Annotated in this window: 11 protein-coding genes and 2 pseudogenes; 2 read left to right on the top strand and 11 right to left on the bottom strand. The window is 73.0% G+C overall.

The features are described 5' to 3' along the window. Nucleotides 1-423: pseudogene (locus ACWEQL_RS35450) on the bottom strand (ABC transporter permease); the annotation flags it as partial. A gap of 241 nt (nt 424-664) precedes the next feature. Between ACWEQL_RS35450 and ACWEQL_RS35445 the strand changes: the two are divergent. Next, nucleotides 665-1,396, top strand: a complete 732-nt coding sequence (locus ACWEQL_RS35445; protein ID WP_452154503.1) for an ABC transporter ATP-binding protein — start codon at nt 665-667, stop codon at nt 1,394-1,396. A 136-nt stretch (nt 1,397-1,532) separates the two neighbouring features. Here the strand turns inward: ACWEQL_RS35445 and ACWEQL_RS35440 are convergent, their stop codons facing one another. From ACWEQL_RS35440 to ACWEQL_RS35425, 4 genes are all read right to left on the bottom strand, one after another. Further along, nucleotides 1,533-1,808, bottom strand: coding sequence for a hypothetical protein (locus ACWEQL_RS35440; protein ID WP_452154502.1), 276 nt, complete (start codon nt 1,806-1,808; stop codon nt 1,533-1,535). A gap of 178 nt (nt 1,809-1,986) precedes the next feature. Continuing rightward, on the bottom strand, nt 1,987-3,222 hold the full coding sequence (locus ACWEQL_RS35435) for a serine hydrolase domain-containing protein (RefSeq protein WP_452154505.1): 1,236 nt from the start codon (nt 3,220-3,222) through the stop codon (nt 1,987-1,989). Nucleotides 3,223-3,406: 184 nt separating this feature from the next. Then, nucleotides 3,407-3,766: a DUF1048 domain-containing protein gene (locus ACWEQL_RS35430; RefSeq protein ID WP_452154501.1), complete on the bottom strand. Its 360-nt coding sequence runs from the start codon at nt 3,764-3,766 to the stop codon at nt 3,407-3,409. A gap of 2 nt (nt 3,767-3,768) precedes the next feature. Beyond that, nucleotides 3,769-4,101 (bottom strand): PadR family transcriptional regulator, encoded by a 333-nt coding sequence (locus ACWEQL_RS35425; protein WP_452154500.1) that lies wholly within the window; start codon nt 4,099-4,101, stop codon nt 3,769-3,771. A gap of 298 nt (nt 4,102-4,399) precedes the next feature. Here ACWEQL_RS35425 and ACWEQL_RS35420 point away from each other — a divergent pair, with 298 nt between their 5' ends. Continuing rightward, entirely contained in the window at nt 4,400-4,858 is a 459-nt protein-coding gene (locus ACWEQL_RS35420) for a nuclear transport factor 2 family protein (RefSeq protein WP_452154499.1), read from the top strand. 276 nt (nt 4,859-5,134) lie between these two features. Here the strand turns inward: ACWEQL_RS35420 and ACWEQL_RS35415 are convergent, their stop codons facing one another. The 6 genes and pseudogenes from ACWEQL_RS35415 to ACWEQL_RS35390 form a co-directional block, all read right to left on the bottom strand. Then, nucleotides 5,135-5,335, bottom strand: coding sequence for a hypothetical protein (locus ACWEQL_RS35415; protein ID WP_452154498.1), 201 nt, complete (start codon nt 5,333-5,335; stop codon nt 5,135-5,137). Between the two features lie 8 nt (nt 5,336-5,343). After that, nucleotides 5,344-6,093 (bottom strand): SRPBCC family protein, encoded by a 750-nt coding sequence (locus tag ACWEQL_RS35410; protein WP_452154497.1) that lies wholly within the window; start codon nt 6,091-6,093, stop codon nt 5,344-5,346. A gap of 38 nt (nt 6,094-6,131) precedes the next feature. Then, nucleotides 6,132-7,379: a cytochrome P450 gene (locus tag ACWEQL_RS35405; RefSeq protein WP_452154496.1), complete on the bottom strand. Its 1,248-nt coding sequence runs from the start codon at nt 7,377-7,379 to the stop codon at nt 6,132-6,134. A 10-nt stretch (nt 7,380-7,389) separates the two neighbouring features. Next, nucleotides 7,390-7,605, bottom strand: coding sequence for an MbtH family protein (locus ACWEQL_RS35400; RefSeq protein ID WP_452154495.1), 216 nt, complete (start codon nt 7,603-7,605; stop codon nt 7,390-7,392). Nucleotides 7,606-7,608: 3 nt separating this feature from the next. Further along, nucleotides 7,609-10,278 (bottom strand): amino acid adenylation domain-containing protein, encoded by a 2,670-nt coding sequence (locus ACWEQL_RS35395; RefSeq protein WP_452154504.1) that lies wholly within the window; start codon nt 10,276-10,278, stop codon nt 7,609-7,611. Nucleotides 10,279-10,362: 84 nt separating this feature from the next. Continuing rightward, a pseudogene (locus ACWEQL_RS35390) lies at nt 10,363-13,479 on the bottom strand (condensation domain-containing protein); the annotation flags it as partial. Nucleotides 13,480-13,516: the final 37 nt, after the last annotated feature.

Raw genomic sequence — 13,516 nt, 5'->3', positions numbered from 1 at the left:
GCCGGACAGCAGGCGGACGCGGCCGCGGTCGAGCGCGGCGAGCAGGGTGAGGTCCGCCGTCCTGGCCGGGGAGCCGGGACCGGCCGGCTCCCGGGCGGCACCGGGGTCGGCGGGCAGCCCGTACGAGCGGCTGCGGGAGAGGCTCTCGGTCCGCACCGGCAGGCCCTCGAAGAGCCGGCCGGCAAGGGCGCGGACCGCCTCGTCGTCCTTGGCGCGGGCCCCGAGCGCGTGTTCGCCGGTGACCAGCACGGTGGTCCGGGCGTGGCCCGATTCCTGGAGCGCCTGACGCGTCCCGGCCTGCCCGACCGTGCGGTTGAACGCCACGAGCGCGGTGAGCACCGCCGTGGTGATCAGCACGGTCAGCAGGACGGCGGCGGCCAGCGGCAGTCGCCCGCGCAGCCGGCGCACGACGAAGCCGAGCATGCCGATCCCTCCCCCGGGTCCTGGTGCCGTCGCCGCTCGCCCGACGCACGGAGACGGCGATCGGGGCGGTGACCAGCGGTGACGATCAAGTGGTGATCAAACGGTGTGATGATCACCGGATAGCGGACGATGCTGTCAGATCCGCCCCCGCAACGGAAGGGACTTGCGCGAATCATGTGTGCGGTGAGCAAATTCTCCGCATCGGAAGTGCCGGACGGACGACCACTCAGGGGGACGCCACATGACGCAGCCACAGGCCACGGAGCGGGCCACCAGCACGACGACCCCGATGGTGGCCGTCGAGGACCTGCGGCGCAGCTTCGGCAGTGGCGACCGGGCCGTGCACGCGCTGCGCGGAGTGTCGTTCACCGTCAACCGGGGTGAGCTGACCGCGCTGAAGGGCCGCTCCGGCTCCGGCAAGACCACGCTGCTCAACCTGGTCGGCGGGCTGGACACCCCGAGCGGCGGCGCCGTGCTGCTGGACGGCACCGACCTGGGCGGGCTGGACGAGGACGGCCGGCTGGCGATGCGCCGCGAGCGGATCGGCTTCGTGTTCCAGTCCTTCGGCCTGATCCCGGTGCTCACGGCGGCGGAGAACGTCGGCGTGCCGATGCGGCTGCGCAAGGTCCCCGCCCAGCAGCGGGAGGAGCGCGCGCGGACCCTGCTCGCCCTGGTCGGACTCGCCGACCACGCCAACCAGCGGCCCGGCGAACTGTCCGGCGGGCAGCAGCAGCGGGTCGCCATCGCCCGCGCGCTGGCCAACGAACCCGACCTGATCATCGCCGACGAACCCACCGGCCAGCTGGACTCCGAGACCGGCCGCGCGATCATGCAGCTGCTGCGCGCGGTGGTGCGCAGCGAGGGGGTCACCGCGCTGGTGGCCACCCACGACCCGACGCTGATGGAACTGGCCGACCGGGTGGTCGAACTCCGCGACGGGCGGATCGTCGAGGCGGAGCCGACGGCGGGCTGAGGGCGGCACGGGGTGGGGACGGGTGGGTAGGGCGGGCGCGGGCAGGCCGAACCGTGCCCGTACGGCCCACCTCCGGGTGCCCGTACGGCCCTCCGTCACTGCCCGTACGGTCCGGCGCCGCCGCCCGTACCGCCCCTCACCGGGACCGGAGCGCCGCCTCGCACTCCCGGCAGCGCCGGGTCCGCTGGGACGGTGGGTACCAGGGCTCGCCGGGCCTGGCCGGGCGGTAGCTCTCCCGTTCCAGGTCGAAGGTGTCGATCCCGCAGAAGGTGACCGGCCCCGGGTCCTCCGGGGCGTCCGGATCCGCGGGCGCCGCGTGCACCCACCGCACCCGGGCGCCCACGTCGACCTCGCCCGAGTCGAGCACCTCCGTCGACGGTTCCAGCTCGACCAGCACGATCACACCGCTCATGTCTCGACCCTGCGCCCCGCCGGGTCCCCCCGCATCCCGACGCCCCCGCCCGGGGCGCGGTCGAACCGGCCCCGGCGCATCCGGCGCCCGGGTGCCGGGTGTCGGGTGCCAGGGCTCACGCTCCGGCGCGCGCCCGGTCGAGGTCGCCTGCCGGACCGACCCCGGCCAGGTTGGCGGGTCAGTCCTCGATCACCTGGTAGAGGGTGGTCCAGAAGTCCTGGATGGCCCGCGCAGAGTCCGGGGTCGACATCCCGGTCTGGGTGAGCAGGATGCCGACGAGCCGGTTCCTCGGGTCGGCATAGGCGGTGGTGCCGGCGCCGCCGTCCCAGCCGAACTGGCCGACGGGCGCGTAGTCGCCCCGGTAGGTGCGCACCGTCATCCCGAAGCCCCAGCCGCCGGTCTGCCCCTGACCGTGCGACAGGTGGACGACGCCGCGCGCCCAGGCCTGGAGGGCGGCCGTCTGCTCGGGCGTGAGGCGGTTGGTGGTCATCAGCTCGACGGCAGGCCGGGACAGGATGCGCTCGGTGCCGTGCATCCCGTGGTCGAGCAGCATCCGGAAGTAGGCGTGGTAGTCGTCGACGGTCGAGTCGAGTCCGCCCCCGCAGGACTGGAACGCCGGAGGCCTGCTGTGGTGTCCCCCTTCGGCCGGGTCGGACACGGTGAACTCCCCGGTCCGCGGGTCCGGGGCGTACAGGGGAGGCAGCCGGTCGATCTTCTCGGCGGGCACGTGGAAGCCGGTGTCCTTCATGCCCAGCGGATCGAGGACGCGCTCGCGCAGGAACGCCTCGAACGGCCGGCCGGTGACCCTGGCCACCAGCACCCCGAGCACGTCGTCGCCGACGTTGTACAGCCATCGCTCGCCGGGCTGGTGCATCAGCGGGAGCGTGCCCAGGCGGCGCATCCACTCGTCCGGCTCCACGGCGGGCAGCATCCAGCCGTCCTCGCCGTAGACCTTCCGCTCGAAGTAGGCGGTCATCATCGGCGAGCCCATCGCCGTGGTGTCCAGCCCGAGCCCGCAGGTGGAGGTGAGCAGGTCCCGCACGGTGATCGGACGTCGCGCCGGCACGGTGTCGTCCAGCGGGCCGTCGGACCGCCTGAGCACCCGTCGATCGGCCAGTTCCGGCAGCCACGGGTCCACCGGGTCGTCGAGCCGCAGCCGGCACTCGTCCAGGAGGACCATGGTCGCGGCGACCGCGACCGGCTTGGTCGTCGAGGCCATCCGGAAGATGGTGTCCCGGCGCATCGGCGCGCCGCCGTCGTGACGCATCGTCCCGATCGCCTCGACATGGGTCTCCTCGCCCCGGCCGACCAGGGCGACGAGCCCGGGGATCCTCCCGGACTCCACGTGCCGCTCGAGCACTTCGCGCAGTCGGCGCAGTCCCGCTTCGGAGAAGCCGTCGTTGCCGTTCCCCATCATGAATCTCCTTGCACGCAGTGGTCGGTCCCGAAGGTGCCGCGGGCATGCCGCGGGAGGCGGCCGGGCATGGGCCCGCGGCCGCGCTGTGCGGTGAGACGATGAACCATGTGCTCCGCCCGTGAGGGCGCGATGTGCCGGGCCGAGGTCCGCTCAGACCATCCGGCCCCCTGGTCCGGGCCCGTCAACCGGCGGCGTGCTCGATCTCGTCGGTCAGCCGCTTGCGCGCTCGGGCGGGGACGTAGCCGCCCTCGGTGTAGTTCCGGGCGAACGCCTCGGCGAACTCCACCGGGTCCTCCCCGACGATCCCGCGGATCGGAGTTCCGTCCGCCGCGGCCTGCTCGAACAGGTCGGCGAGGTCTTCGAACATCGACGCACTGCTCTCGGCGTCGGTCGGCACGAAGTGCATCAGGTACCGCTCGATCGCCTCGACCGCCGTGCGGTGGTTCTCGGGAAGCTCCTTGACGCGCCCCCTGTATGCCCTCCAGCGCTTCTTGGGCCCGATCACCTTCGCGATGATGCCGCCCTTCTCGACGTCGGACACGGCTACTCTCCCCCTTGGCGGAGCTGTTCCAGTCGTTCCGCGAGGAAGCTCCAGGTCCTCCAGAACTCTTCGAGGTACTCCCGCCCCTGAGCGTTGAGGGAGTGCACCTTGCGTGGCGGCCCCTTCTCGGAGGGGACCTTCTCCACGTCGACGAGACCGCGCTTCTCCATCCTGAGGAGCAGCGCGTAGACGGTCCCTTCGGCGATGTCGGAGAAACCCTGGTCCCGCAGCCGGGCCGTGATCTCGTAGCCGTAGGCGGGCCGGCCGGACAGGGACGCGAGAATCATTCCCTCCAGCGTGCCCTTGAGCATCTCCGTCAGCAGCTTGGCAGCCATGGAACACCTCCTCCCCGCACTAGTCAGCGGTGTTGAGTACCGGTACACAGTAACGCTGACTACCGATACCTAGCAAGACGGACTAGTGAAGCGACCCACCGCCCCTGCCGACTCTGTGCGTATCAGGCGTTCGGCTTCCTCCTCTGCCGAATCCCCGTCGAACAGGTGCCCTCTCGCTGCGACCGCTCACTTACCTCCGAGGTAATCGACCGCTCTCCTCCTCCACCGGCAGGATCGGGTACCGAGCACCCCGGCGGGTACCGCCCACCGATCCGGCCGCAGCCACGAGGAGAACACCATGGCCGTCAAGTCCGTCTCGAACACGCCGAGTTCGCCCACCGCTGCGGATGCCGCCGCCCAGGCCACCCGGGCCGTGGTGCAGGAGTTCGTCGCCGCCCGGATGGCCGGGGACACCGGGCGACTCGTCGCCCTGTTCGCCGAGGAGGTCGACTGGCTGCTGGCCGAGAACCCCTCCGCACCCTGGATCCGGCCCCGGTCCACGGCCGCCGAATGCGCCGCCCAGGCCACAGAGTTGATGGAGCACACCGTGCCCGAGGACGCGCGCGCCTCCGTCGACACCTGTCTCGTCGACGGCACCGACGCCGTCCTGATGGGGCACCTGTCGGGGACGGTACGCGCGACGGGAAAGACGTTCGAGGGCCCCTACGCGTTGCACCTCACCGTCGAGGACGGTCGGATCACCCGGCACCACCTCTACGAGAACAGCCTGTCGATCGCCGAGGCCTGCACCCCGTGACGACCGTCTCCTTCAAGCCCACCGGGAGTTCGCGCAGGCCGTCGGGACCACGGGCCGGCCGGCAGCGGTGCGAGGGGCGTCGGGGATGTCGGCCAGGTCCGAGCGCGGGGCCGGGCCGGTGGGGCACGACGCGGATGGGGTCGCAGTAGTCGACGCCGAGGCTGTCGAGGCCAGGGCGTCGACAAGGTCGAGGACAAGCCCGCGGGGAAGACCGAACCGCTGCCGTCAGGTGGCGATGTCCTCGTGACGGCAGCGGCTCGTGGGGGCGGCGGTGGACTACCAACGGCCACGTGGGGGTGCGGGATTGAGCTTGGCGGCGAGCGCCGAGAGGAAGACGGGGAGCTTGTCGACCATGGCCTTCGGGACCGGGGTCGTCTGAACCGTGTCCCGTCGCACGTCCTGGACGACGAGTGTGTAGCTGCCGTTCTCCTCGACCAGTTCGGCGGCGTAGAGCAGTGTTTCCGTTGCGGTTTCCATCGGCGGTCCTAGGCCTGGGCTTGGGTGTCGTTGAGCCAGGCGGTCCACGCCTTGGCGGCCTGCGCCTCGTCGGCGTCCTCGGCGAACAGGTGGTGGCCCAGCCAGATCGGCCAGTTCCAGGTGCTGCCGTTGAAGAACCGGTAGAGCGTGTCAGGGCCGCGCAGGCCGATGAAGTCGGCGTTCAGCCAGTCCACGACCACCTCCTCCGGGCCGCCGTCCGCACCCGGCACGTCGAGTGTGATCCGGTCGCCGGCACCTGCGTCCTCGGCGATGCCGAGGCGTCGGCGCAGGGCGGCGAAGTCGTCGGGGTCGGCGGTGCGTTCGGAGCGCTCGGCCTTGACGTAGACGGCCGGGCGGTCGGCGAAGTGCCGCAGGTACTCGGCGAGGCCGTGCTGGTAGAAGTCGACGTGCTTCTCGGCCGCGTCCGCCTTGGTGTCCCAGCTCTCGTCCCACACGCCTTCGTGGACCCAGTGGATTCCCATGCGCAGGTGACTCGTCGCGTCGTCGACCGGGTCGATCAGGTAGGTGAGCGTGTTCGAGAACCCGTTGTCCATGGCGACGCGGATGGCGAAGTGGTGCGGCGGTTCCCACACCGTCACCGTGCCGTCGCCGCGGGTGACGCGCCCTCCGACGTGCGGCTCGATCTCCATGGTGTAGAGCCAGCCGAGGTTTCCGGCGCCGGTGGCGACGGCGCGCCAGACCTGCTCGGGTGTCGCGGAAAGGTCCTGTTCCCGGCGGACCTCGAACTCTCGTGCCATGGTCGGTTCTCCTTCGTCGTCGTTCGGTCGTTCAGGTGTCAGTAGGTGAGCGGGAGGGCGCTGAGCCGCCGTTGCAGCGGGTTGGGCCGCCAGTCGAGCGCCGCCCCTTCGGCGAGTTCGAGCCGGGGGAGCCTGCGCACCAGCGTGCCGATGGCCACTTCCGCCTGGAGCTTGGCCAGCGGGCCGCCGAGACAGAAGTGCGGGCCGTTGCCGAAGCTGAGGTGCCGGTTACCGGACCGGGAGAGGTCGAGGCGGTCCGGGTCGTCGAAGCGCTCGGGATCGCGGTTGGTCGCGGCGAGGAACAGGTACACCAGTTCGCCCTCGCGCAGTGTGCGCCCGCCGATGTCGAGGTCCTCGGCGACGACCCGGACGATCGCCTGGGTCGGCGTGTCGTAACGGGCCAGTTCGTCGACGGCGGTACGGATCAGTGTCGGGTCCTCGCGCAGCCGCGCGAGCTGGTCGGGGTGGCGCAGCAGCGCGAGCGTGCCGTTGCCGATCAGGTGGGTCGTGGTCTCGTCGCCCGCGGTGATCAGGACGAAGCACGTGGACAGCAGTTCGGAGTCGGTGAGCCGGTCGTCCTGCGCCTGGGTGGCGACCAGAGCGCTGATCAGGTCGTCGCCCGGGTCGGTGCGGCGCCGGCGGACGAGCCGGGCGAGGTACTCCTCGTACTGGTCGATCGCCGCCTCGGTCCTGCCGATGTCCTCGGTCAGCCGCCCGAAGCGGCGGAACCAGGCCTTCACCCGGGGGCGGTCCTCCGGGGGGATGCCGAAGAGCTCGCAGACGACGGACAGCGGCAGCGGGGCGGCCACGGCCTCGATCAGGTCCATGGTCGGCCCGGCCGCGACGGCCTGGTCGATCAGCCGGTCGACGATCCGTTGGATGCCGGCGCGTAGCGCTTCGACGCGCCGGGCGGTGAACGCCCGGTTGGCCAGCTTGCGCAGGCGGGCGTGGTCGGGCGGGTCGGTGTTGGTCATCACCCGGCCGAGCCGCTCGGTGAGCCGGCCGAGGGCCTTGAGGTTTCCGCCCTGCGCACCGAAGGCGCTGGTCATCCGGTCCCGGTCGTTGGACAGCCGGAGGTCACCCAGGGCCGTCTCGACGTCGGCGTACCGGGTGAGGTACCAGATGCCCTGGGCGCTGCGGTGGACCGGGCTCTCGTGGCGCATGCGGGCGTAGAACGGGTACGGGTCCCGGCGGGCCTCGGGCGTGAGCAGCGCCTCGGCGAGGTCCCCGGGGCGGGACGGGCCCGCCGTGGGGCGGGCCTCGTCGTCGGTTCGGGTCGGGTTCACGTCGGGCGCTCTACTGCCGGACGTCCATGGCGTCGGCGAGGCTCCTGGGCCGCATGTCGGTCCAGGAGCGCTCGACGTACTCCAGGCAGGCGGCGTGGGTGTCGGGACCGTGGACGACGGTCCAGCCCTGGGGGACGTCCGCGAACTGCGGCCACAGCGAGTGCTGGTTCTCGTGGTTGACGAGGACGAGGAAGGTGCCGTTCTGGTCGTCGAAGGGGTTGGTCATGGGTCAGTCCTCCTGAGGGGGGATGGTGGTGTCATCGGTGGTCCCGGCGAGGCGGGCGGCCAGGACCGGCCCGATCTGGGCGAGTGATCCCGGCTGGGTCATGCGGTCGTGACGGGTGGTGATGTCGTGCGACTCGATCCGCCCGGCGATGTAGCGCTGCCAGATCTCGGGGCCGGCGCAGTCCTCGGTACGGTCGATGGTGGAGTTGAACAGCAGCAGGTCGCCGTGGAAACGGCCGGGAGTGTGGGCGATCGCCAGCCTGGCGTTGTTGATCATGATGTCGACGACGGCCCCGATGCGGCGTTCGTCCAGGCAGGCCAGGGCGCTGCCGCGCCGGTCGAGGATCTCGGCGACCTCGGCGTAGGTCAGCGGCCCGTCGCCGAGTTCCTCGGGGTCGACGTCCATGATGCCGACGAGGATGTCCCGCTCGGTGGGCACGGGCACCTCGTCGAAGGCGATGTCCTGGACCGGGTAGGCGTCGAGGACCGCCAGCAGGCCGGTCCGCTCTCCCCTGTCCTGGAACTCGCAGGCGATCGCGTGGGCGATCAGCCCGCCGGCGGACCAGCCGAGCAGGTGGTACGGGCCCTCGGGCTGGACCTTGCGGATCTGGTCCGCGTAGTCGGCGGCCATCTCCTCGTACGATCCGGGCAGGGCATCGGGGCGCGCGAGGCCGCGGGCCTGGAGCGCGTAGACCGGACGGTCCGGGCCGATGTGGTTCAGCAGCCCGGAGTAGGACCAGCTGATGCCGCCGCCGGGGTGGATGCAGAACAGCGGTGGACGGCTGCCGGTCGGGCGCAGCGGCAGCAGCCCGTCGAAGGCCTCCTCGGGATCGCTCATGGCCAGGCGTTCCGTCAGGCCGGCCACCGTCGGCGCCTCGAACAGCGTACGCAGGCCCACGTGCACGCCCAGCGTCTCGCGGACGCGGGAGACCAGCCGGGCGGCCAGCAACGAATGCCCGCCCAGGTCGAAGAAGTCGTCGTCGATGTGCACCTGCTCCCGGCCCAGGATCTGGGCGAACAGCTCGCACAGCAGCTGCTCCTGCGGGGTCCGGGGGCCGCGTCCGGTGCCCGTCGCGTCGTGCGCGGGAGCCGGCAGGGCGGCCCGGTCGAGCTTGCCGTTGGCGGTCAACGGCAGCCGTTCCAGAGTGACGAAGGCCGACGGGACCATGTACTCGGGCAGTTCCCGGCCGAGCCGGCGGGCGAGCTCGTCCACCGGGGGCGCTCCCTCGGCGGCGGGCACCAGGTAGGCGACCAGGCGCTGGTCGCCCACCCGGTCCTCGCGGGCGACGACGGCCGCCTGCGCGATGCCGGGGCACGTGGCGAGGACGGCCTCGACCTCGCCGGGCTCGATCCGGAAGCCGCGCAGCTTGACCTGGTCGTCGGCGCGGCCGACGAACTCCAGCGTGCCGTCGGCGAGTCGGCGCACCAGGTCGCCTGTTCGGTACATCCTCCCTCCTTGCCCGCCATCGGACTGGGGGCACCTCCCAGCCGCCAGGCTGGGGGAGAGGGGCCCACCTCCTTGCCCGCCATCGGACTGGGGGCACCTCCCAGCCGCCAGGCTGGGGGAGAGGGGCCCACCTCCTTGCCCGCCATCGGGCCGGGGACGCCGCTCGGCCGCCGCACCGGGGGCGGGAGAATCACCCGGCTCGTACGGGCAGGCGACGAACCGTTCGGCCGTCAGCCCCGGCCGGCCCAGATAGCCGCGGGCCACACCCGCCCCGGCGAGGTACAGTTCGCCGGCCACACCCGACGGCACCGGTTGCAGGCCGGCGTCGAGCACGTAGGCCCGCATGTTCGCCATGGGCCGGCCGATCGGCACGGTCGCGGCGTGCGCGGGCAGCGCGCGGACCCGGTGGTGGGCGCCGAAGGTCGTCGTCTCGGTCGGGCCGTAGCCGTTGACCACCGCGACGCCCGGGCAGGCCGCCAGGACCCGGGCGACGGCCGTCGGCGGCACCACGTCGCCGCCGGTCCACACCTCGCGGACGCCGGCGAGCAGGTGCGGCCGTTCCTCGGCCACGAGTCGGAACAGGCCGGCCGTCAGCCAGAGCCCGGTCACCCCGTGCTCGGCGACCGCTCCTTCGAGCGCGTCGAGGTCGAGTCGGCCGGGCGGTGCGACGACGACCCGTCCGCCGCCGAGCAGAGGAACCCAGAACTCGTACGTCGAGGCGTCGAAGGCCGTCGGCGAGTGCAACAGCACCCGCTCGTGCCCGCCCTCGCGCCAGCACGGGGCGAGGGCGAGCGCCGCGACGTCCCGGTGGGTGACGCCGACGCCCTTCGGCCGGCCGGTCGAGCCGGAGGTGTACATCACGTACGCCAACTGCCGTGGATCGCAGGCGACTCCCGGGTCGGAGTCGTCGGGCTCGGCCCGGCTCAGCGCGGTCAGCACGTCCTCGGTGAGCACCAGGGCGGCGCCGGTCTCGCGGACGATCAGGTCGGTCCTGGACGAGGGGAACCGCGGGTCGAGCGGGACGTACGCGCCGCCCGCCTTGACGATCGCCAGGATCGCGACGACCAGCTCGGCCGAGCGCTCCAGCAGCACCGCCACCGGGGTCTCCGGCCGCACGCCCTGCCCGATCAGCGCCCGGGCCACGCGGTTGGCCCGCCGGTCGAGCTCCCGGTAGGTCAGCACGGTCGCGCCCGCGACGACCGCGACCGCGTCCGGCGCGGCCGCCACCCGGCGGGCGAACAGTTCCGGCAGGCCCGCCTCGGGCAGGTCGAAGTCGGTCCGGGTCGGCCCGAACAGCGCATCGCGGCGCTCCTCGTCGGACAGCACATCCAGCCGGCCGATGGGCCGCTCCGGCTCGGCCGCCGCCGCGCGCAGCAACCGCGTCCAACGGGCGAAGAGCCGCTCCACGGTGTCCGGGTCGAACAGGTCGGTCGCGTACTCGACCACGCCGAGCACGCCTGTCGGACTGCCGTCCCGGCCGTACCGCTCGGCCAGGCTGACGGTCAGGTCGACCCGCGCGGTGTCGGTCGGGGCCTCCAGGTAGCGGGTCTCCAGGCCCGGCAGGGTGAACTCGCCCGTCGGCGCGTTCTGCAGGGCGAGCATGACCTGGAACAGCGGGTGGTGGGCCAGGGAGCGAGCGGGGTTGACGGCCTCGACCAGGTACTCGAACGGGACGTCCTGGTGCGCGTACGCGGCCAGTGCCTTCCGCCGGACCCTGCCGATCAGTTCGGCGAACCCGGGGTCGCCGCCGGTGTCGGTTCGCAGCACCAGCGTGTTGACGAAGAACCCGACGAGCTCGTCCAGCGCCTCGTCGGTACGACCCGCGATCGGGCTGCCGATCGGGATGTCCGTACCGGCCCCGAGCCGGGTGAGCAGCGCGGCGAGGCCCGCCTGGAGCACCATGAACATGCTGGCGCCGTTCGCGGCGGCCAGGTCCCGTAGCTCGCGGTGCAGTTCGGCGTCCAGTCGGACCTCGATCCGGCCACCACGCTGCGAGGCCTCGGCCGGCCGGGGCCGGTCGGCGGGCAGTCGCACCTGGTCCGGCAGACCGGCCAGCTCCTCCTTCCAGTAGGCGAGTTGCCGGGTGAACAGGCTGTCCCGGTCGGCGGCCTCGCCGAGCAGGTCGCGCTGCCACAGGGTGTAGTCGGCGTACTGGACCGGCAGCGGGGACCACCGCGGTTCCTCGCCCCGGCAGCGGGCCGCGTAGGCGGCCGCCAGGTCCCGGGAGAGCGGGCCCATCGACCAGCCGTCGGCGGCGATGTGGTGCACCACGACCAGCAGGACGTGCCGCTCGGGGGCGATCGCGTACAGCTCCGCCCGGATCGGCGGTTCGGCGGCGAGGTCGAAGCCCCGCTGGGCGCCCTCGGCGAGCCGGCCGGCCAGCCGTGCCTCGTCGAGTTCGACGAGCGGCAGGTCGGGGCGGGCCTCGCCGGCGGCCAGCACCAGCTGGTACGGCACGCCGTCCGCCTCGCGCAACACCGTCCGCAGGCTCTCGTGCCGGGCGGTCAGGTCCGCGAGCGCGGCCCGCAGCGCCTGCCGGTCGAGCGCACCGTCCAGGCACAGCGCGAGCGGCATGTTGTAGGTGGCGCTCGGCCCGTCCATGCGGTGGAGGAACCAGAGCCGGCGCTGGGCGAAGGACAGCGGGATCCTCTCGGGGCGGGGCCGCGCGGTCAGGGCCGGCCGCTCCGTGACGGAACCGTCGAGGCGGGCCGCCAGCGCGGCCACCGTCGGGTACTCGAACAGGGTCCGGACCTCCAGCTCGGTGCCGAGGACCGCCCGGACCCGGGAGGCCAGACGGGTCGCCAGCAGCGAGTGCCCGCCGAGGTCGAAGAAGCTGTCCTCGACGCCCACCCCGGGCAGCCCGAGCAGGTCGGCGAAGAGTTCGGCGAGCAGCTGCTCCTGCGGGGTGCGCGGCGCCCGCCCGGCGGGGCCCGTACCGAGGTCGGGGGAAGGCAGGGCCAGGCGGTCGAGCTTGCCACTGGCGGTCAGCGGCAGCGCGTCCAGGACCACGAGGACCGACGGCACCAGGTAGTCGGGCAGTCGGTGGCGCAGCCGGTCGCGCAGTTCGCCGACGAGGGCGCCGCTGGTGCGGCTTCCGGTCGGGCGGCTGGTGAGCGAGGACAGCGTCGTACCCGTGCCCCGGGCCGACCGGTACGCCTCGGCCGCCGCGCCTCCCGGTCCGCGGACGAACAGCACGTCCAGGGCGTCGGGCGCGCAGGCCGACCAGGTGACGTGCACGCGGCGGCCGAGGCCCTCGCCGAGGGCGTGGAGGTCCTCCGGGTCGGGCAGGGCGCCGTCGTCCGGACCGTGCAGCCGGTCCAGCAGCTCGGCGAGCGTGCCGTCCCCGCTCCGGACCGCCCGCGCCAGCGCGGCCTCGCGGGTGACCCGCCGGTTCGGCACCCCGGTCAGGCGCACCGCGTCGGCGTCGCCCCGGACGAGCAGGTCGCGCAGGCCCGGGAGGTCGGCGACGTCCCGGCCCCACATCAGCTCCCGCGGCTCGACCGGCGCGGCCGGCCGCCGGTGCAGGGTGACGTCGTACCGGTGGCGGCTCAGCTCGTTGTGGTGCCGGCCCCGCTTGACCTCCACGGCCACGGCGCCGATGCCGGTGACGTGCTCGCGCAGGACCGTGAAGAAGTCCGGGTCGACCAGGAGCTCCTTCTCCACCAGCAGGGCCTGCTCCACCGCGCGGCGTACGGCGGGCAGGTCGGCGCCCTCGGCCGTCCGGTGCAGCTGGACGGCGGTGGTGAGCGGGCGCAGCAGCCTCAGGTTGCGGACGTCACCGACGAACAGCGCGCCGCCGGGGGCGAGCAGTCGCATCAGCTGCCCGATCACGTCCGCGAGGTAGTCGGCGGACGGGAAGTACTGCACCACGGAGTTGATCACGATGGTGTCGAAGTACCCGGCCGGCAGTCCGTCGGTGTCGTGCGCCGGGCGGGTCTCCAGCACGACGCGGTCGGCCAGATCGTCCTGTCCGACGATCTGCGCGGCCAGCGCGTCGATCGCGGTGGCGGAGAAGTCGGTCGCCCGGTAGCTCTCGCAGTGCGGTGCGATCTGCGACAGGAGCAGGCCCGTGCCGACGCCGACCTCCAGCACCCTGCGCGGGCGCAGGGCCAGGATGCGGGCCACGGTGGCGTCGCGCCACTCCCGCATCTGCTCGACCGGGATCGGGCTCCCGTCGTAGCTGCTGTTCCAGCCGACGAAGTCCTGGCCGAAGTCGGCTGCTCCCGGGGTGATCGGCAGGGCGTCGTAGATGTCCCGCCATTCGCCGACGTGGTCGGCTTCGAGGACGCTGTCCCGGGCGGTGTCCGCGCGCGGGACGACGTAGCCGATCAGGCGGTCGTCCCGGGCGATGACCACGGCCTGCGCGACGCCCGGGTGCTCGGCCAGGGCCGCCTCGACCTCGCCGGGCTCGACCCGGAAGCCGCGCACCTTCACCTGCTCGTCCGCCCGCCCGACGTACTCCAAC

The sequence above is a fragment of the Kitasatospora sp. NPDC004240 genome, assembly GCF_053603215.1.
The sequence above is the reverse complement of the archived record's forward strand: the minus strand, read 5'-3'. Positions and strand labels throughout refer to the sequence as shown.